This is a genomic window from Streptomyces sp. x-80 (genome assembly GCF_046549095.1).
Taxonomy (GTDB): Bacteria; Actinomycetota; Actinomycetes; order Streptomycetales; family Streptomycetaceae; genus Streptomyces; species Streptomyces celluloflavus.
Genome location: NZ_JAJPWM010000007.1, coordinates 26239 through 45039, shown reverse-complemented (window position 1 = coordinate 45039; position 18801 = coordinate 26239). Strand labels below are relative to the sequence as shown.

The 18801-nt window shown below is 72.9% G+C and carries 17 protein-coding genes and 1 pseudogene; 10 read left to right on the top strand and 8 right to left on the bottom strand.

Annotation, left to right across the window (positions count from 1 at the left end; genetic code table 11):
- Positions 1-36 precede the first annotated feature (36 nt).
- The gene (locus ACLJWH_RS15400) at positions 37-1791 is read left to right on the top strand and encodes a hypothetical protein (protein ID WP_411142263.1); all 1755 of its coding nucleotides are present in this window, start codon (positions 37-39) and stop codon (positions 1789-1791) included.
- A gap of 153 nt (positions 1792-1944) precedes the next feature.
- Here ACLJWH_RS15400 and ACLJWH_RS15395 read toward each other — a convergent pair whose 3' ends face one another.
- Positions 1945-2820: a glycosyltransferase family 2 protein gene (locus tag ACLJWH_RS15395; RefSeq protein WP_411142262.1), complete on the bottom strand. Its 876-nt coding sequence runs from the start codon at positions 2818-2820 to the stop codon at positions 1945-1947.
- Between the two features lie 312 nt (positions 2821-3132).
- Between ACLJWH_RS15395 and ACLJWH_RS15390 the strand changes: the two genes are divergently transcribed.
- Together ACLJWH_RS15390 and ACLJWH_RS15385 are read left to right on the top strand one after the other, a co-directional pair.
- Positions 3133-3510, top strand: coding sequence for a thioredoxin family protein (locus tag ACLJWH_RS15390; protein WP_411142261.1), 378 nt, complete (start codon positions 3133-3135; stop codon positions 3508-3510).
- On the top strand, positions 3507-4103 hold the full coding sequence (locus ACLJWH_RS15385; protein ID WP_411142260.1) for a histidine phosphatase family protein: 597 nt from the start codon (positions 3507-3509) through the stop codon (positions 4101-4103). The genes ACLJWH_RS15390 and ACLJWH_RS15385 overlap by 4 nt, the downstream gene beginning before the upstream one ends.
- A gap of 55 nt (positions 4104-4158) precedes the next feature.
- On the opposite strand, the gene ACLJWH_RS15380 is transcribed toward ACLJWH_RS15385, so the two are convergent.
- Together ACLJWH_RS15380 and ACLJWH_RS15375 are read right to left on the bottom strand one after the other, a co-directional pair.
- On the bottom strand, positions 4159-5187 hold the full coding sequence (locus tag ACLJWH_RS15380) for a rod shape-determining protein (RefSeq protein ID WP_411142259.1): 1029 nt from the start codon (positions 5185-5187) through the stop codon (positions 4159-4161).
- A 231-nt stretch (positions 5188-5418) separates the two neighbouring features.
- Entirely contained in the window at positions 5419-6030 is a 612-nt protein-coding gene (locus ACLJWH_RS15375) for a hypothetical protein (RefSeq protein ID WP_411142258.1), read from the bottom strand.
- 196 nt (positions 6031-6226) lie between these two features.
- On the opposite strand from ACLJWH_RS15375, the gene ACLJWH_RS15370 reads away from it, so the two are divergent.
- Positions 6227-6460: a hypothetical protein gene (locus ACLJWH_RS15370; RefSeq protein ID WP_411142257.1), complete on the top strand. Its 234-nt coding sequence runs from the start codon at positions 6227-6229 to the stop codon at positions 6458-6460.
- On the opposite strand, the gene ACLJWH_RS15365 is transcribed toward ACLJWH_RS15370, so the two are convergent.
- Positions 6453-7085, bottom strand: coding sequence for a disulfide bond formation protein DsbA (locus tag ACLJWH_RS15365; RefSeq protein ID WP_411142256.1), 633 nt, complete (start codon positions 7083-7085; stop codon positions 6453-6455). The two genes, ACLJWH_RS15370 and ACLJWH_RS15365, sit on opposite strands and share 8 nt — an antisense overlap.
- A 10-nt stretch (positions 7086-7095) precedes the next feature.
- Positions 7096-7572, bottom strand: a complete 477-nt coding sequence (locus ACLJWH_RS15360; protein WP_411142255.1) for a MarR family winged helix-turn-helix transcriptional regulator — start codon at positions 7570-7572, stop codon at positions 7096-7098.
- 85 nt (positions 7573-7657) lie between these two features.
- Between ACLJWH_RS15360 and ACLJWH_RS15355 the strand changes: the two genes are divergently transcribed.
- Entirely contained in the window at positions 7658-8680 is a 1023-nt protein-coding gene (locus ACLJWH_RS15355; protein WP_411142593.1) for an NADP-dependent oxidoreductase, read from the top strand.
- A gap of 552 nt (positions 8681-9232) precedes the next feature.
- Here the strand turns inward: ACLJWH_RS15355 and ACLJWH_RS15350 are convergent.
- Positions 9233-9922, bottom strand: a complete 690-nt coding sequence (locus ACLJWH_RS15350; protein WP_411142254.1) for a class I SAM-dependent methyltransferase — start codon at positions 9920-9922, stop codon at positions 9233-9235.
- Positions 9923-9988: 66 nt separating this feature from the next.
- On the opposite strand from ACLJWH_RS15350, the gene ACLJWH_RS15345 reads away from it, so the two are divergent.
- A complete protein-coding gene (locus tag ACLJWH_RS15345) occupies positions 9989-10615 on the top strand; it encodes a helix-turn-helix domain-containing protein (RefSeq protein ID WP_411142253.1) in 627 nt (208 codons plus the stop codon).
- A gap of 341 nt (positions 10616-10956) precedes the next feature.
- Here ACLJWH_RS15345 and ACLJWH_RS15340 read toward each other — a convergent pair whose 3' ends face one another.
- Entirely contained in the window at positions 10957-11427 is a 471-nt protein-coding gene (locus ACLJWH_RS15340) for a DIP1984 family protein (RefSeq protein ID WP_128510653.1), read from the bottom strand.
- Between the two features lie 289 nt (positions 11428-11716).
- On the opposite strand from ACLJWH_RS15340, the gene ACLJWH_RS15335 reads away from it, so the two are divergent.
- Positions 11717-11959, top strand: a complete 243-nt coding sequence (locus tag ACLJWH_RS15335) for a hypothetical protein (RefSeq protein ID WP_411142252.1) — start codon at positions 11717-11719, stop codon at positions 11957-11959.
- A gap of 350 nt (positions 11960-12309) precedes the next feature.
- Here ACLJWH_RS15335 and ACLJWH_RS15330 read toward each other — a convergent pair whose 3' ends face one another.
- Entirely contained in the window at positions 12310-13443 is a 1134-nt protein-coding gene (locus tag ACLJWH_RS15330) for an FAD-dependent oxidoreductase (protein WP_411142251.1), read from the bottom strand.
- Between the two features lie 671 nt (positions 13444-14114).
- On the opposite strand from ACLJWH_RS15330, the gene ACLJWH_RS15325 reads away from it, so the two are divergent.
- The 3 genes and pseudogenes from ACLJWH_RS15325 (at position 14115) to ACLJWH_RS15315 (ending at position 18778) form a co-directional block, all read left to right on the top strand.
- Positions 14115-15176, top strand: a complete 1062-nt coding sequence (locus ACLJWH_RS15325; protein WP_411142250.1) for a LacI family DNA-binding transcriptional regulator — start codon at positions 14115-14117, stop codon at positions 15174-15176.
- On the top strand, positions 15173-16858 hold the full coding sequence (locus ACLJWH_RS15320; RefSeq protein ID WP_411142249.1) for a sugar ABC transporter ATP-binding protein: 1686 nt from the start codon (positions 15173-15175) through the stop codon (positions 16856-16858). The genes ACLJWH_RS15325 and ACLJWH_RS15320 overlap by 4 nt, the downstream gene beginning before the upstream one ends.
- Positions 16851-18778 (top strand): annotated as a pseudogene (locus ACLJWH_RS15315) (substrate-binding domain-containing protein). The gene ACLJWH_RS15320 and the pseudogene ACLJWH_RS15315 overlap by 8 nt, the downstream one beginning before the upstream one ends.
- Positions 18779-18801: the final 23 nt, after the last annotated feature.

Below are 18801 nucleotides of genomic sequence, written 5' to 3'. Positions count from 1 at the left end.
GGAATTGTGACGCGCTATCGGATGAGCGGCGCCGTGATGACCCACCCGAAACGCCTGGAAGCGGCGCGGCGACTCGCGGACTCGGCGCCGCCGGGAGCGTTACGGGTCGTCATGGACCCGGACCCCGCGGGAAAACCGTCCGTATTGCGTACCGCATTGTCGGCGTGGTCCGCCATTGAGGAAGGTGCCACACACCAGCTCGTCGTCCAGGACGACATGATCCTGTCGGAGACATTCTTCGAGCGGGCCCGGCTGGCGATCGAGGAGATGCCGGACGCCGCGCTCGCGCTCTTCGCGCTCTGGGATTCCCGGAACGGCGCCGCGGTGCGTTTCGGCGCCATGGCGGGAGCCCGCTGGGTGAGCGCCGTCAACGAGTACTTCCCGTGTGTGGCCATCATTCTGCCCAGACAGGTCGCCGCCGGATTCGTGGCTTACGGCAGAAACCGTCTGGACGCCTGGCCGGATGACATCCTGATGTACCGGTACTTGCGCGACAATGGAATTCCGGCGTACGTCTCGGTGCCGAGCCTCGCCGAACACGAGGACCACGGCAGTATCTCCGGCAATGCGTTCCGCGGGCCGCGCCGCTCGGTGTGCTTTCTGCCCGGGGACGTTCCTGGTCGCGAAGGGGCCCGGCTGAGCGGGCTGAAGGTGCTGCCGTTCTTCAAGCACGGCGTGGCGCAGTGCGCGGTGCGCCACGACGGCCCCGGGCCGTCGCGCTGGCTGCACCTCGACTGCGAGCAGTACCTCGAAGGCGTCGGCGTACGGAGGGAAAGACTTCAACCGGCCATCGTACAAATGGCCGAAGCCGTCCCGTTGAGCGCCGCGAAGGGCACCTGGCTGACCGCCTTCACGATGGGATTCACCCAGCGCCGCGAGGCGCACCGGTGCGAGGCGCCGGACGGCGGCACGGCACCCGACGCGGCCGTACTCGCCGAGGCCCTGGCGACCGTGGGTCCCGGCGGCATCAGCTACGCGCACACCGAGGACCGGATCGCCGAGCTGCGCGACGAACTGGCGAGGATCACCCGGGCCGGTATCGAAGCGGGCCGGGAAGCCGCGGCCCGACCCCGTCCGGCGAAACCCTCCCGCCCCGCCGGATCCCGCCGGATAGCGGTGCTCGGCTCCGCCACGCCGCTGGGGGAACACCTCCTGCGCGGCCTGGCGGACCGCGGACACCGGGTCACGGCCCTGGCGTCGGCCCCCCGGGACCCGGCCCCGGACCGCACCGCGGAACCGGCCTACGACGCGGTGCTCGACCTGACCGGGCTGCACGGCGGGGAGCGGGACGGCGGCGCCCGCGTCACCCTCCGCCACCCCGCCCGCCCGGCGGCCGCGGCGGACATCCGCACCCTGGACGTCGGGGACGTGTACGGGCCGGGCTGCGCGCGCGACTCGCGGATCGGCCGCCTGGTGTGGGCGGCGCTGCGCAGTCAGCCCCTGGTCATCGAGGAGAGCGCCGGTGAGGTGCTGCGGCCGCTGCATGTGAGCGATCTGGCCGACGCCCTGTCCGCGATGGTGCGCACACCCGCGCCGGACGCCGCCCGCCCGGCGACCGCCCTCGCGGACGACGCCCGGTGCACGGTCGCCGAGATGGCGGCGGCGGTCCGCAAGGCCGTCCGGCCGGTACCGGTCGTCGGGGGCGCGCCACCGGCCGACCCGCCCCGGCCGCCGACGCCTGCCGGGCCCCCGCCGCCGGACCGGCGGGCCACCACCGACCTCATCTACGGACTGCACACCTACGCCCAGTGGCTGGCCTACGAGGGCATCCGGCTCGCCCCGGTCGTGTGACACCGCCGCCCCGGGGCGTACGGCGGCCGAGGACATATGGCGGCCCGGGGCGGACGGCCGTCCGCCGGTCCAGTGCCGTGACCGGCAATGTTTGTCCCGTAAGGAGCGCGCCGGCTGGGCGGCGCGACCGGGCAAAGCCAGCCGGGAGGGGCCCTAGATGACCGGCGGGCGGCCCAGCTTCGTCATCCGCCACACCGTGCGCCAGCGCATCGGCTTGCGCCGCCCGCACGGTGTGCGGACGCCTTCGGCGAAACCGCCCGCCCACGCCCGCAACCCCGCCGCCGACCGGTTCCGGACGACGGTCAGCGCCGTCCACACCCCCAGATAGACCGGGACCAGAAGCGCTGGCAGATGCCGCTTCGCCAGCCACACACGGTTTCTGGCCACCATGCGGTGGTAGACCGCGTGCCGGGTGGGCGAGGTCCAGGGGTGCTGGAGCACCATCTCCGGCGCGTACAGAACCCGCCAGCCGTCGTCCAACGCCCGCCAGGCCAGGTCGGTTTCCTCGTGCGCGTAGAAGAACTCGTCCGGCCACCCGCCGATCCGGTCCAGCATCGGCAGGGACAGGGCGTGCCCGCCGCCGAGGAACGTCGTCACATAGCCGCCGCGCGCCGGGTCACCGACGCGCAGCCGCGGGACGTGCCGGCGCTGGGTGCGGCCCCGTTCGTCGGCGATGCGGAAGCTGACGATGCCCAACTCGGGGTCGTGTGCGTACAGTTCCGCCAGCCGGCTGAAGACATCGGGGCTGATCAGCAGCCCGTCGTCGTCCAGGTCGACCACCACGTCCACGTCGCCGAGTTTCCGCAGCTCGTCCAGGGCCGCGTTCCGGCCGCCGGAGACCCCGAGGTTCTCGCTCAGTTCGACGCCCGTCGTCCCTTCGGGCAGTGGGGGAAGCGGCGAGCCGTTCCCGATGACCACGATGTGGGTCGCCTTGAGGGTCTGTCCGGCGACCGAGTCGAGCAGCGCCCGCAGCTCGTCGGGGCGGTTCCCCATGGTCAAGATGGCGACGCCTACGCGCAGATGACGCACAGATGAAAACTCCGTTCTTGGTCTCTGCCGGCGATGCTAGCCGCCGGCGGCGGCCCGCACGGCCCCGTCCCGCGCGGCGGGCTCCGCCGGCCGTCCCGCGGTGGCCGGTTCGCCGCGCCGGGAGGGGTGCCGATTCGGCCGGGGAGCGGCGGGTGCAGGACGGTGTGCGGTGGGCGGGGGAGCGGCCGGTCCGGCGCACGGCTGCGGCCACCGGGATCAGGCCACCCGGAATACCTTCCGGCGCGCTCCCGTTACCGCAGCTGCACGGCCTGGACACCGACGACAGACCGACCGGAAGTGGGGAAGCAACGCATGAGCACGGTAGAGCTCACCAAGGACAACTTCGACGAGATCGTCTCCGGCAACGATTTCGTCCTGATCAACTTCTGGGCCACCTGGTGCGGCCCGTGCAAGCGATTCGCGCCGATCTTCGCCCGGTCGTCCGACAAGCACGAGGACCTCGTTTTCGCCAAGGTCGAGACGGACTCGGAGCCCGAGCTGTCCGCGGCCTTCCAGATCCAGTCCGTCCCCACGCTGATGATCGTCCGGGACAACATCGCGGTGTTCTCCCAGCCCGGCGCGCTCCCGCCGGCCGCGCTGGAGGACGTCATCGGCCAGGTCCGCGGTCTGGACATGGACCAGGTCCGCGCGTCGGTCGCCGAGTCCCAGCAGAGCGAGCGGGCGGAGTGAGCGAGCTGCTCCTGATCCGGCACGGCGAGACCGAGTGGAGCCGCTCGGGACGGCACACCAGCTGGACCGATCTGCCGCTCACCGCCGACGGCGAGGAGCAGGCCCGCGCGCTGCGGCCGCTCCTGTCGGGCCGGAAGATCGCGCGGGTGTACACCAGCCCGATGGCGCGCGCGGTGCGCACCGCCGAGCTGGCCGGCCTCGCGGACCCGTCGGTCGACCCCGACCTGCGGGAATGGGACTACGGCGGGTACGAGGGCAGCTCCACCGCCGAGATCCTGCGCGACCGGCCCGACTGGTACCTGTTCACCGACGGCGTCACGCCCGGCCCCGCCGGGCACCCGGGGGAGTCGCCCGAGCAGGTCGGGGCGCGCGCCGACCGGGTACTGACGCGGCTCGCGCCCCACCTGGCGGCGGGTGAGGGTGCGGTGGCACTGGTGGCGCACGCCCACTTCCTGCGGGTGCTGACCGCCCGCAGGCTCGGGCTGCCGCCCGCGGCGGGCGGGTGCTTCACCTTCGAGACCGGGGCGGTCGGCCTCCTCGGGACCGAGCACGGCCGCCCCGCGGTGGTCGCCTGGAACGCCCGCTCGCTCTGAGCTGCCGGACGGCGGCGCGGGGCGGGGGACGGGGACCTACGGGGCCGTCCGGGGCCTACGGGGCCATGGGGTCGAGGTGCAGGGGTTCCACCTTGCCCTCGATCATGGCGCCCAGTCCCCGTACGGGGCAGGTGCCGGGGCGGTCGGCGATGTGCACCGGCATGGTGGTGGCCTGCTGGATCATCGGCTCCAGGCCGGGGATCAGCGCGCCGCCGCCCGCGAGCATGATGCCGCGCTCGCCGAGATCGGCCACCAGGTCCGGCGGGCAGCGGCGCAGTACCGCCCCGATGGCGTCCAGGATCGCGGTCAGCGGCGTGGTGATGGCGTTCCGTACCCGCTCGGTGTCCACCTGGACGGAGCGGGCCAGGCCGCTGACGATGTCCCGGCCGTGCACCTCGGTGGAGCCCGGGGTGGCCCCGCCGCCGGCGAGCACCAGGTGCAGGGGGTGGACGGCCTGGCCCGGCATCATCAGCTCATGGTGCAGCCGCAGGTGCTGGATCACCGCGTGGTCGATCGCGTCGCCCCCCACCGCGACGGTCTCGGCGGCCACGATCGAACCGAGCGAGAGCACCGCGATCTGCGTCGTACCGGCCCCGCACACCACGATCATGGTCGCCTCGGGCTGCTCCACCGGGAGCCCGCAGCCGACCGCGGTGGCGACGAGGGTGTCCACCAGCTCGACGCGGCGGGCGCCCATACCGCTGAGCGTCTCCACGGCGGCCCGCTGCGACAGCGGCTGGCTGCCGTACGGGAGGCAGACCGCGGCCCGCATCGTCGGCAGGCGCCGCCACGCCCTGCGCAGTTTGTCGCCGACCAGATGGCGCAGCAGACGCTGCGCCATGTCGATGTCCACGACGGTGCCGCCGGAGACGGGGCGGACGACGCGGATGTAGTCGGGGGTGCGGCCGTCCATCACCGCGGCCTGGGCGCCGACGGCCAGCAGCGCGCCGGTGCGCACGTTGACGGCGGCGACGGTCGGTTCGTCGACGACCAGCCCCTGGTTCTTGACGTACACCCTGGTCCGCGACGCGCCGAGATCGACGGCGATCGAACAACGGCGCAGTTGGGCGAGGCTGATGGTCATGGCTGACTCCTCCCCGGAGGGCCGGTGGCGGCGGAGCGTCCGTTACGGACCTCTCGTCGGTCATCCTGTGCGCGCGGTCCGTCAGCTGCCTGCTGGGAGGGCCGGTCGGGGGACGGGGGCGGTGGGGGTCCGCCGACCGGGCGAAGGTGAAGACGAAGGTGAAGACGAAGAGGAAGTGGAAGTGGAAGGGGAAGGGGCCCGGAGAGGTGTCGCGGGGCGCCGAGGGGGCGGTCAGCCGACCCGGTGCTGGAAGAGTCCCCAGGTGAACTCCGTGACGATGTCGTGGAGTTCCCCCTCGGGGCCGGGCGCGGTGCAGGCCAGGCGCCAGCGGGTGGGGGCGCTGCCCTCCATCGGACGGGCCGGGGCGAAGGCGCGGGCGACCTCGTCGACGGTGCAGGACCAGGGGATGAGGTCGGCGGTCGTACGGAGCGCGGGGGCGGCGGCGCCGGGGGCCCGGACGAGCCAGGCGTTCCAGACGGCGCCCCGGCCGGCGGTGAGCACCTCGAACCGCAGCTCGGGCCAGAGGGGGACGGGCCAGCTCAGGGCCTCGCAGGTCAGATCGCCGAGGCGGCGGGCCGTGACGGTCTCGGGGGCGCCGAGCAGGGCGCGGTAGGGCTGGACGCCGCCGGGCGCGCGCGGTGCGTGCATCCGGGCCTGCCAGCGGCGGTTGGCCTCGCGCAGCTCCGCGCGGGAGACCCCCAGTCGGCGCAGCGCGTCCTCGACGAGCCCGGGGTGGTGGTCGGCCATCCGGCGCAGCAGCACGAGCTGGAAGGCGACGGGGCCGGGCAGGCCGGCCGGGGTGCCGGAGCCGGCGGACGGGCTGTGGTCGGCGGAGCGGTTCATCGGATACCTCCGGGCGGACCCCGGCTTTCCGGCCGGGGAGGAGTCGGATTTCTGCGGAGCGGGGCAGGGGGCGGCGATTCGCCGTCGGGCGGACCACTCTGCCGTGACCCGCGGGGCGGACCGGCGGCGGCCTGCGCCGGCCTCAAGTCGCCTGCGCCGCCCGCCGCTCGATGAGCAGTTCCATGCCGTTCAGCAGGTGCACGCCCCACTCCTGGGTGATCCGCCGGGTCGAGGGCACCCGGTCGCCCGGTGCCGGCTCGGCGGCGTCGCCGCGGGCGTGCTGGTCTGCGCGGCGGTGCTGTCGATGGCGATGCTGCGGGGCGTGCGGACGACGGCGGGGGCGGCGGCGGACGAGGCGGCGGCGTCCGGCGCGGCTCCGGCCCCGGCGGACGCGGCGCCGGAGCGGACCCCCGCCCGCGGCGTCAGCTGAAGTCGAAGTCGCCGGTGCGGGTCCGCTTCAGCTCGAAGAACTTGTCGTAACCGGCGAGCAGCCGGGCGCCGTCGAAGACCCGTACCGCGTCCTCGCCGCGCGGGATCGCCATCAGGACCGGGCCGAAGAAGGCCACTCCGTCGATGTGGAGGGTGGGCGTACCGACGTCCTCGCCGACCGGGTCCATGCCCTCGTGGTGGCTCTTGCGCAGCGCGTCGTCGTAGGCGTCGCTCCGGGCGGCGCGGGCCAGCTCGGCCGGCAGTCCGGCCTCCGCCAGCGCCTCGTCGATGACCGCGGCGGTGTTCTCCGGGCCGTCCCGGCCGTCGCGGTGGATACGGGTGCCGAGCGCGGTGTACAGCCTGCGCAGCACGTCCTCGCCGTGCTCCTGCGCGGCCGCGATGCACACCCGTACGGGGCCCCAGCCGTCGTCCAGCAGCCGGCGGTACTCCTCCGGGAGATCCTCGCGGCCCTCGTTGAGCACCGACAGGCTCATCACCCGGAAGCGCAGCTTCAGCGCACGGTGCTTCTCGACCTCCAGGATCCAGCGGGAGGCGATCCAGGCGAACGGGCAGATCGGGTCGAAGTAGAAGTCGACGGTGTGGCGGGTGGTGCTCTGGGGCTTCATGGCTCCCAGGTTAGATCGGCGTCGGACCTTCCGGCCGGTCCGCCTCGTCGTCGTCCCCCTCGGGCGCTATCCCCAGCATCCGCTGGAGCAGTTCCTTGAGCAGGGTGCGCTCGACGGCGGTCAGCCGGCCCAGCGGCTCGCGCGCGAAGTCCAGGGACGTCCGCAGCCGCTCGGCGGTGTGCGCGCCCTCGGTGGTGGGGGCGGCCAGCTTGACGCGGCGGTCGGCGGCGTCGGGGTGGCGCTCCACCAGGCCGCGCGACTCCAGGCGGTCCACGATGCCCGTGATGTTCGACGGCTCGCACTTGAGCCGCTGCGCGATCCGCCGCATGGGCAGCGGCTCGACGGCCAGCAGTCTGAGCACCCGCGCCTGCGCACCGGTGAGGGAGTGCTCGGCCGCGGCGTGCTCGTACTCCTCGTGGTAACGGGCCACGACGGTGCCGATGAGGTCGACGACCTCGCAGGTCAGGGGGTCTGCGCGCGGAGTCATACACACCAGGATACCCACTTGCTTGACAACATGAAATATCGAGGAGCATGGTTGTTTCAGTACCTGAAGCAATTGGAGGATCGCGCTGATGTCCGCTCTGCCCACCACCGGCCGTGAATGGCACCTCGTCGCCCGCCCGCACGGCTGGCCCACCCCGGAGGACTTCGCACTGCGCGAGGCCGCCGTGCCCGAGCTCGGCGAGGGCCAGATCCTCGTCCGCAACCTCCACTTCTCCGTGGACCCGTACATGCGCGGCCGGATGAACGACGTGAAGTCCTACGTCCCGCCGTTCCAGCTGGAGAAGCCGATGGACGGCGGCGCGGTCGGCGAGGTCATCGCCTCGCGCGCCGATTCCCTCGCCGTCGGCGACCACGTCCTGCACGGCCTCGGCTGGCGGGAGTTCGCGGTGCTGGACGCCGAGCGCGCCGTGCGGGCGGACCCGGAGCTGGCCCCGCTCACCGCCTACCTCGGCGTCCTGGGCATGCCGGGCCTCACCGCCTACGCGGGCCTGCTGGAGGTCGCCTCGTTCAAGGAGGGCGACGCGGTCTTCGTGTCCGGCGCGGCCGGTGCGGTGGGCAGCCAGGTCGGCCAGATCGCCCGGCTCAAGGGCGCCTCCCGGGTCATCGGCTCCGCCGGGTCCGACGAGAAGGTCAAGCTCCTGGTCGAGGAGTACGGCTTCGACGCCGCCTTCAACTACAAGAACGGTCCGGTCGCCGAGCAGCTCAAGGCGGCCGCGCCCGACGGTATCGACGTCTACTTCGACAACGTCGGCGGCGACCACCTCGAAGCGGCCATCGGCTCCCTCAAGGTGCACGGCCGCGCCACCATCTGCGGCATGATCTCGGTGTACAACGCCACCGAACCGACCCCCGCGCCGCGCAACCTCGCGCTGGTGATCGGCAAGCGGCTGCGCCTTGAGGGCATGCTGGTGGCCGACCACGCCGCGCTCCAGCCGCAGTTCGTGCAGGAGGTCTCCGCCTGGATCCGCTCCGGCGAGCTGAAGTACCGCGAGACCAAGGTGGCCGGCATCGAGCACGGCGTCGAGGCGTTCCTCGGCCTGCTGCGCGGCGAGAACACCGGAAAGATGATCGTGAGCCTCGCCGACTGACCCTGGACAGGCGGCAGTGGGGACTTGGGGCGCGCCACCGTGATCGTCGGGGCGAGTGCCACGGTGGCTTGCCGCAGGAGGCGGTCAGGGCGCACCGGCTCCGCCCGGCCGCCGCGGTGTCGTCCGTGCCGCCGCGGCCGTCCGGCGCCGGGGGCCGCACGGCGGGTGGGCCACCTCTCGGGTGGGCCGCATCTCACCTGGGCCGCATCCCAGGTGAGGTGCGGCCCAAGTGGGGTGCGGACCCCGGCCGTTGCCCGACTCCTGAGGCGTCCGCCGAGTGTGCGCCGGGCGACCGCTGCCAGGGGGCGGTGGGGGTGCCCGCCGGCCGACGTCCGCCAGGCGTCCGTCAGGCATCCGCCGGGGCACCCCCCGCCGGAGCGCGCCCCGGCGGGGCCGTCCCCTGTCCGTCATCAGGCACGCCCGCCCGCACCGCGTCTCCGTAGCCTCTCCGGCGGAACCCCGCCCTGCCCCACCGCATCCCCACCGCATTCCCATCGCATCCCGGCCGGCTCCCGAAGCGCGCGGGCTCCTGTGGGGCCACGCTCGGCCACGTCAGAGAGCTCGCGCCCGGTCCAGGCGCCGGCGGAGTGTGAGCGTGTTGTCCAGGCGGGTGGCGGGCTGCCCGTCGGGGGCCGTGGCGGGGCGCTCGTAGGTCTCGCAGGCCAGCGTGTCCCACTGCTCGGGCGGCAGGTCCAGCGCCGCGTGGAGCTGCTCGGGGGTCGGAAAGACGAAGTCCGGGTCGGGGTCCCGCTCCCAGGACGGCGGACCCGCGTGACTGACGATCAGGAGGACTCCGCCGGGCGCGACGGACTGCGCCGCCCGGCGCAGGATCTGTTCACGGGCCGAGGGCTCGGGCGGGTACAGGAAGTGGGCGCTGACCAGGTCGTACGTCCCGGCCGGGAACGACTCGGCCAGGTCGTGGCGCTGCCAGTCGATCCGGTCGGCCACGCCCGCCGCCCGCGCCTGGCCGGCCGCCCGGTCGAGCGCGACGGACGATACGTCGGTGGCGGTGACGGCCCAGCCCTGCCCGGCGAGCCAGATGGCGTCGCCGCCCTCGCCGCAGCCCAGCTCCAGCGCGGTGCCGGGGCGCAGTGGCGCCGTCTCGCGTACCAGGGCGTCATTGGGGCGGCCGCTGAAGATCCGCTCGCCGGCACGGTAGCGGGCGTCCCAGAATTCCTCGGTGGACAGCGGGCCCGTTCCGGCGTCCGCGATGGTCTCGCTCGTCTTGGTGTGCTCCGTCATGGGGGCAGGCTGCGCCCCGGCTTTCCGGCTTGACAATGATCTTTGCCGCGGCGGCAAATAGGGGACATGAGTGACTCCGCGACAGGGGCCATAGGCGGCCCCGCCGACGACCACGACCTCGCACACGTCCTGACCGCCCTCGGGCCTCGGCTGCGCGCCTTGCGGCAGCAGCGCGGCACGACGCTGTCCCGGCTCAGCGCGGTCACCGGGATCTCCGTGAGCACGCTCTCCCGGCTGGAGACGGGACAGCGCGAGCCCGCCCTGAAGCATCTGCTGCCGTTGGCCAAGGCGTATGGCGTGGCGCTGGACGAACTGGTCGGCACGCAGACCGGCGATCCCCGGATCCACCCGCGCCCCATCGCCCGGCACGGCCAGACCTGGATACCCCTGACCAAGCACTTCGGCGGGCTGCACGCCTACAAACAGATCCTGCCCGCACCCAAGACCCCCCGGACCGGACGGCCCGAGCAGGGCATGCACGAGGGGTACGAGTGGCTCTACGTCCTGTCCGGACAGCTGCTCCTCGCGCTCGGCGAGCACGACCTCGTCCTCGCCGCGGGCGAGGCCGCCGAGTTCGACACCCGTGTACCGCACGGCGTCGCCAACGCCGGTGACCGTCCCGTGGAATGGCTCGCGCTGTACGGACCGCAGGGCGAGCGCATGCACGTACGGGCCCGCACCAAGGGAGTCTGACCGCGTCCGCTCACGCGCGCGTCCCCGGGGGAGCGTCCGCTCGGCGTGTGGTGTCCGGGCTGCGGCACACGCCGGAAAATGCCCTGTCTCCGCTGATCGGGCCTGCTGCGATGTGGAAGACCCCGAGCCCGCCCTCACCGTTTCGGATCTGCACATGGTGATGTGCCGTGCGATATGCACCGTTACCTGTACGCGGTGCTGAGCTGCGCTGTTGATGGGGAGTCGAACCCCCGCGTTGCTCTTCACGCGCCAGGAGTGGGCCGGAAAACCGCCGGCCCTCGGTGTGTGCACGCCTCCGAAACGGCTACCTGCTCCACATCGTCACGCCCTGCTGGGACAGCTCAGTCCAGCAGATCGGCCTCCCAGTTCGTCCGCTGGATCCGCACATCGATCTCACGGATCTCCCGTGCGAGCACATCCGCCTGACCGCGCAGTTCCGCGACCGGAAGCGCGGAGAGCATCATCAGCTCGGACCGAAGCTGGCGACCGTATCCCCGCTCGCCCGTACCCGCCGCGGCGTCCGCCGCCGCGGTGACCACCGAGTGACGCAGCCGCAGCACATCCCGCCGCGCGAGCGCATCGGTGAGCGTGCCGTCCTGGCCCATCTCCACTGCGGCATTGGTTCGGTTGATCCGCCGGATCAGCGTCTCCAGGGCGCCCAGCACCTCACCGGCCTCGGCCAGCAACTGGGCCGCATCCTCGGCGGGCGTCTCACCCTCCTGATAGCGCGCACTGCCGACGACGCGCGCTCGCAACTGCTCCACACGACGCGTCGCCTCCGCACGCTCTGCCAGCGCCTCGGCAAGTTTCACGGTCTCCTCCTCCCGTTCGCCGCGAATTTCGCACAAGTATTCGCACAAGCATACGGATGCAAACCGGCTTGAGCACACCAGGTTTTCGATCCGCCGAAGCCCGGAGCAGGCCCGCGATGCACGGCTCTGCGACACCCGCCCCCCAGCCGGTACAACCACCCGGCGCCCGTACAACTGCCGGCACGACTGGGGCCACTGAGGCGGAAGGCGAAACGACGGGTTCGCCGGGACGGAGGCCGAGACGACCGGGTTCGCCGGGACGTTTCGATGGGACGAGAGCGCCGACCTGGTGGTCCCCGCCTCGCACCACATCCACATCCACATCCACGTCAGCATCAACGCCCGCCTGACGCAGGGCAGTTGGAGCGTCCGCTACCGGCACCTCGACCTGCACACCGTTCCGGAGATGATCCGCGCACAGCGGCACCATCGCCTCGTTCACCGCCTCGTCCATCGCCTCGTCTGCCGCCGCGGCCGGCAGATCCCGCTGGCGTTCGCCGGCCCCGCACCGGCCGCCGTGGACTTCGCCTGACGGGTGGGACTTCGGACGTCGCGTACAGCCCGCTCATGGACGGGAGCCGGCAGTCCGACAGCCTCGCCGAGATCTTCAACGGCTGCCCGACCCGTCCTTGCACACCCGGACTTGGGGTCACCACGGAACGCCGGCGCCGATCCACGGTGACGGAGACGGCGAGCGGCATTCACGCACGCCGGACCACATCAGCCGGGAAAGCCTCCGGATCAGCGTCGCGAGCCATCGGGTCGCCGCAGGTCAAGGCCGTGGCCATGAACGAGATCCATGGAGATGGGGCACGAAGACGCCCAGGCGGTGTGGGGTGGACAAGGGCAGGAAGGGCAGCGTCGGTTCGGGGTGTGAGCGGCTCATCGGCCCTGTTCGTGTCCGGTGAACATGGTGATCAGGCTGTGGGGTGTGTCGTCGCCGAAGAGGAGCTCGTGGAGGTGGGTGCCTTCGGCGGCGGCCGCGGTGCTGCGGGGGAACATGGCCTGCTCGTATGCGGTGAGGGCGGTCTCGATGTCGTCGGGGTGCGCGGCGAGGGCCTTGCCGAGTTCCGCGCCGTCGTACATGGCCAGGTTGGCGCCTTCGCCGTTCGGGGCCGCGAGGTGGGCGGCGTCGCCGAGGAGGGTCACGCCCGGCAACCGGTCCCATCGGTGTCCGGTCGGCAGCGCGTAGTGAGGGCGCAGGACCGGCGCGGTGTCGCAGTCGGTGATCAGTGCGGTGAGTTCCGGTGCCCAGCCGTCGAACTCCTCGGCGATCCGCGCGGTGGCCGCGGCGGTATCGGTGAAGTCGATGGCGGCGAACCAGTCCTGCGGCTTGGAGAGCGCCACGTAGGTGTGGAGGGTCCCGCCGCTCTCCCGGTGGGCCTGGATCCCCCTCCCCGGCGCGAGCGCGAAGAGCGACCCGCCGCCGGCCGCTTTCGCACCGGCCGGATGCCGGGTGTCGGCGTCGAACAGGTAGGTCTCGACGAACGACCTGCCGATGTACTCGGGTGTGGCGGTGGAGAGCAGCGGCCGGACCCGTGACCACGCGCCGTCCGCACCGACCAGCAGGCTGGTGACGACGGTGCTGCCGTCGGCGAACGTCACCTCATGGCGGCCCTCGCCGAGGGACCGGACGCCGTCGGCCTTGTGGCCCCACCGGACGGTACCGGCCGGGAGTGCGTCGAGCAGGATCTGTCGCAGCTCGCCGCGCTGGACCTCGGGGCGTCCGCCCGTGCCGTCGTCGGGTACGTCGAGCAGCACGGTCCCGTCCGGGGCGAGGAGCCGTATCGCTTGGCGGCCCTCCAGGATGAGGTCGCGGAACTCGTCGATCAGGCCGGCCGCCTGGAGGGCGAGCTGCCCGTTGTGGTCGTGGATGTCGAGCATCCCGCCCTGCGCGCGCGCCGTCGGGGAGGGCTCGGCCTCGTAGACGGTGGCCGGGATGCCGTGGACGTGCAGGACGCGGGCGAGCGTGAGGCCGCCGAGTCCGGCGCCGATGATCGTGACGTCAGTGGTCATGGTGATTCCTTGCGGGTCGGCCTGCCGGGCGGGCACTCGGCAGGATCCCTGGAAAGGTGCCAGACCCCGCAGACAAGCCGCCGACATCGGACCGACAGGCCCCCGATATGTGCGGGCCGGGTCACCACCTCGAACCGGTACGCGCCGGACTTCGGCAGCTCGGCAGCTCGGCAGCTCGGTCGCCAGGGGCCGGTGCGGGCCGCCGCCCCGGTACGCGGTCGGCTTGCCGCCCTCCGAACCGGCGGCGATCCGCTCCGTAGGACGGCGATCCGCACTGCCATCTCGGCGGCCCGTGCCCTCGGTCCGGCGTCCGGGGCGATCGTGCTCAGGCTCGCCTCCCCGCGTCGTTCCCCCGGGCGGCGAAGCCCGGCCCGCACGGGGTACGGCGAACGGCCCGACGGGCCCGGTGCGCCGGTCGTCGGTCGGCGAGCCGCCCGGCCGCTGCCGCCATGCCGCGTCCAGGCCGCGCGGTGCGCCGGGCCGGGTACTCGTCGGCGTCCTCGGCCGGAGACCGGCCCGCCATCACGTCCGTGCGCATCGCCGTCGCAGGACACCCCGGTGTGACGCAGGCAACCTCTGCGATGCCTTGACGCATCCGGCGTGTAATCGATTACGTAGGCCCCACGAAATCGATTACACGTCGATCGCATGAACAGGATGGCAACGGCGCCATGGCGAACATCAAAGATGTGGCGGAGCGGGCGGGGGTCTCCGTCGCCACGGTCTCCCGGGTTCTCAATGGCCACGGGCCGGTCGCGGAGACCCGCGAGCGGGTGCTCGCCGCCGTACGGGAGCTGGGCTACCGCCCCAACAACGTGGCCCGCGCGCTGCGCACCGCGCGGACCGGCACCCTCGGCCTGGTCATCAGCGACCTCACCAACCCCTTCTTCACCGAGCTGGCGGACGCCGTCGAGGACGCGGCCCGCGGTCTCGGCTACAGCCTCGTCATCGGCAACGCCGGTGAGCGCCCCGAGCAGCAGGACGACTACATCCGTACGCTGCTGGACCGCCGGATCGACGGTCTGCTGGTCAGCTCGGCCGGTACCGGCTCGGCGATGATCGGCGAGGTCGTCGCCTCCGGCACCCCGCTGGTCCTGCTGGACCGCACCGTGCCCGGTATCGACGCCCCCTGCGTACGCGCCGACGGCCGCACCGCGCTCACCGAACTCGCCGCCCACCTCGCCGCCCTGGGCCGCCGCCGCCCCGCGATCATCGTCGCCCCGGCCGGCACCCCCACCGGCGGCGAGCGCCTCGACCTCTTCCGTACGGCGCTGGCCGCCCACGGCATCGCGCTGCCCGACGAGCGGGTCGGCGCCACCCCCGACCTCCAGCACACCGGCGGCCGCCGGGTGATGAGCGGCTTCCTGGACCTGCCGGAGCCGCCCGACGCGGTGCTCGCCACCGACAACCTGATGGCGCTCGGCGCGATGGACGAGCTCCGCGCCCGCGGGCTGCGCGTCCCCGACGACATGGCGCTGGTGGTCTACGACGACGTGCCGTGGTTCGCCCACACCGATCCGCCGCTGACCGCCATCGCCCAGCCCACCCGCGAACTGGGCCGGGCCGCCGTGCGCACCCTCCTGGAGCGCATCGAGGGCCGCCGGGCCGAGTCGGTGCTGCTGCCGGCGCACCTCGTCATCCGCCGCTCCTGCGGTGAGCCGCCGGCCCGTACACCGGCCCGGGGCACGGCACCGGGAAAGCGAACCGAGGAAGAAGAGAGGGGCAGCGCATGACCGGCGTCAACGACGACGTACCGGGCGGCCGCGAACTGCTGCGCGTGGAGGGGGTGACGAAGTCGTTCCCGGGCGTCCGCGCGCTGGACGGCGTGGACCTGGACCTGCGCACCGGTGAGGTACACGTCCTCCTCGGCGAGAACGGTGCGGGCAAGAGCACGCTCATCAAGATGCTCTCCGGCGCCCACCGCCCCGACGAGGGGCGGATTCTCGTCGCCCCTGTCGCAGACGGCGGCGGGGACGGTACGCCCGCCGCGCTGCGCGAGGTACGGATCCGTTCCGCGCAGGACGCGGAGCGGCTCGGCATCGCCACCATCTACCAGGAGTTCAACCTCGTCCCCGGTCTGACCGTCGCCGAGAACATCTTCCTGGGCCGGCAGCCGCGCACCGCCCTCGGCCTCATCGACAAGAAGACGATGCGCACCCGCGCCGCCGCACTGCTGCGCCGGGTCCGGCTGGACGTCTCCCCGGACACCCCGGTCGCCGAACTCGGCATCGCCCGGCTCCAGATGGTCGAGATCGCCAAGGCGCTCAGCCTCCGGGCGCGCGTCCTGATCATGGACGAGCCGACCGCGGTGCTCACCTCCGAGGAGGTGCAGACGCTCTTCGGGATCGTCCGTGAACTGCGCGGGTCCGGCGTCGGCATCATCTTCATCACCCACCATCTGGAGGAGATCGGCGCCCTCGGCGACCGGGTCACCGTGCTGCGCGACGGCCGCTCGGTGGACGAGGTGCCGGCCGCCACCGGCGAGGACGAGCTGATCCGGCTCATGGTCGGCCGGGACATCGCCGAGCAGTACCCGCGCGAGCGCCCCGGCGCACCGGGCGCGCCGCTGCTGCGGGTGCGCGGTCTGACCCGGCACGGCAGCCGGGGTGCCAAGGGCTCCCCGGCCGCACCGGTCTTCGCGGACATCGACTTCGAGGTACGGGCCGGTGAGGTCGTCGGCCTCGCCGGGCTGGTCGGCGCCGGCCGCACCGAGGTCGCGCGGGCGATCTTCGGCGTGGACCGCTACGACGCCGGCACGGTCGAGATCGACGGCAGAGAACTGGTCCGCGGCGACGTCCGGGCCGCGATGCGCGCCGGGCTCGGCCTGGTCCCCGAGGACCGCAAGGGCCAGGGCCTGGTCCTCGACGCCTCCCTGCTGGACAACCTGACGCTGGCCCGGCTCGACCGGGACACCCGCGGCGGGCTGGTGGACCGGCGCGGCCAGCGGCGTGAAGCGGCCGCCGTCGCCGGGCAGTTGAAGGTCCGGATGAGCGGACTGGACCAGCACGCCCGCACCCTCTCCGGCGGCAACCAGCAGAAGATCGTGATCGGCAAATGGCTGCTGACCGAGACCCGGCTGCTGATCCTCGACGAGCCGACGCGCGGTATCGACGTCGGCGCCAAGGTCGAGATCTACCAGCTCATCAACGAGCTGACGGCGGCCGGCTGCGCGGTGCTGATGATCTCCAGCGACCTCCCGGAGGTGCTCGGCATGAGCGACCGGGTGCTGGTGATGGCACAGGGCCGGCTGGCCGGTGAGCTGGCGGCCGGCGCCGCCACCCAGGACGCGGTGATGGAACTGGCCGTCCGGTCCCCGAACGGGGCGCTCCGCACCGGGACACCGCCGTCCCGGGACAACGCGGTCGAGAACACGAACACCCCTGGTCAGAGCGCGATGGAGGGCTCCGATGACTGAGCTGCTGAAAACCCCTGCCCACACCCCGCCGCCCCCGGGCCGGGAGCACGGGTTCGGCCGGTGGTTCACCGGGGCGGTCCTCAAGAACGGTCCGCTCGGCGGTCTGCTCGCCCTGGTCGTCGTGATGGCGGTGCTCTCCAGGGACTTCCTCAACGGACAGAACCTCCTCAACGTCGGCGTCCAGGCGTCCGTCACCGCGATCCTCGCCTTCGGCGTCACCTTCGTGATCGTCTCGGCGGGCATCGACCTGTCGGTCGGCTCGGTCGCCGCGCTCGCCGCCACCGTCGTCGCCTGGGCCGCCACCCATGACGGGCTGCCCGTCTGGATCGCGGTACTGCTCGGCCTCGCGGTCGGCGTGGCGGCCGGACTGGTCTCCGGCGCGCTGGTCGCCTACGGCAGACTGCCCGCCTTCATCGCCACCCTCGCGATGCTCTCGGTCGGCCGCGGCCTGGCCCTGGTCATCTCCGGCGGCTCACCGATCGCCTTCCCCGCCTCCGTCAGCAGGCTCGGCGACACCCTCGGCGGCTGGCTGCCGGTGCCCGTCCTCGTCATGATCGCGATGGGGCTGATCGCGGCGCTGATCCTGGCCCGTACGTACGCCGGCCGCGCGATGTTCGCGATCGGCGGCAACGAGGAGGCGGCCCGCCTCTCCGGCATCAACGTCAAGCGCCGCAAGCTCGTCATCTACGCGTTGTCCGGTCTGTTCGCCGCCGTCGCCGGTATCGTCCTGGCGGCCCGGCTCACCTCCGCCCAGCCGCAGGCCGCCGGCGGTTACGAACTGGACGCCATCGCCGCCGTCGTCATCGGCGGCGCCAGCCTCTCCGGCGGCTCCGGCAAGGCGTCCGGCACGCTCATCGGCGCGCTGATCCTCGCCGTGCTGCGCAACGGACTCAACCTGCTGAGCGTCTCGGCGTTCTGGCAGCAGGTGGCCACCGGACTGGTCATCGCGCTGGCGGTGCTCCTGGACACGCTGCGCCGCCGGAGCGCGCGATGACGGCCCGTACGCGGACCCGGGCGGTGCTGGCGGCGGGGCTGGTGGCGGCCGTCGCCCTCGGGCTGGCCGGCTGCGACCGGGGCGGCGACACCGACCTGGGCCTGGCGCTGTCCACGATGAACAACCCGTTCTTCGTCGGCGTCAAGGAAGGCGCGCAGGCCGAGGCCGACGCCCGCGGCCTGCGCATCAACATCACCGACGCGCAGAACGACCCCACCCAGCAGATCAACCAGATGGAGACGTTCACCAGCCAGGACGTCAAGGCGGCCATCATCAACCCGGTCGACTCCGACGCCGCCGTCCCGGCCGTCGGCGTCGCCAACCGGGCGAAGGTGCCGGTCATCTCCATCGACCGCGGCGTCAACGGCGGTGAGGTCGGCTCGACCATCGCCTCCGACAACGTCGCGGGCGGCCGGCTCGCCGCCAGAACGCTCGCCGAATCGCTCGGCGGCAAGGGCAAGGTGGCGTTCCTGGAGGGCCAGCCCGGCACCTCGGCCGCCCGCGAGCGCGGTCAGGGCTTCGAGGAGGGCATCAAGAAGTACCCGGGCATCGAGGTCGTCGCCCGCCAGCCCGCCGACTTCGACCGCACCAAGGGCATGGACGTGATGTCCAACATGCTCCAGGCACACCGCGATATCGGCGGGGTGTTCGCCGCCAACGACGAGATGGCGCTCGGCGCGTCCAAGGCGCTGGGCGGCCGGTCGGGCAAGGACGTGAAGGTGGTGGCGTTCGACGGGACCCCCGACGGCATCGCCGCGGTCCGGGCCGGCAGCCTGACCGCGACCGTCGCCCAGCAGCCCCGGCTCCTCGGCAAGCAGGCCGTGGACTGGGCGGTGAAGGCGTCGCGCGGTGAGCGGCTGCCGAAGGACGTCAAGGTGCCGGTGGTGCTGGTGACGGCGGCGAACGCCGCGAAGTTCGACGGCTGACGCCGGTGCCGCGAACCGGCACC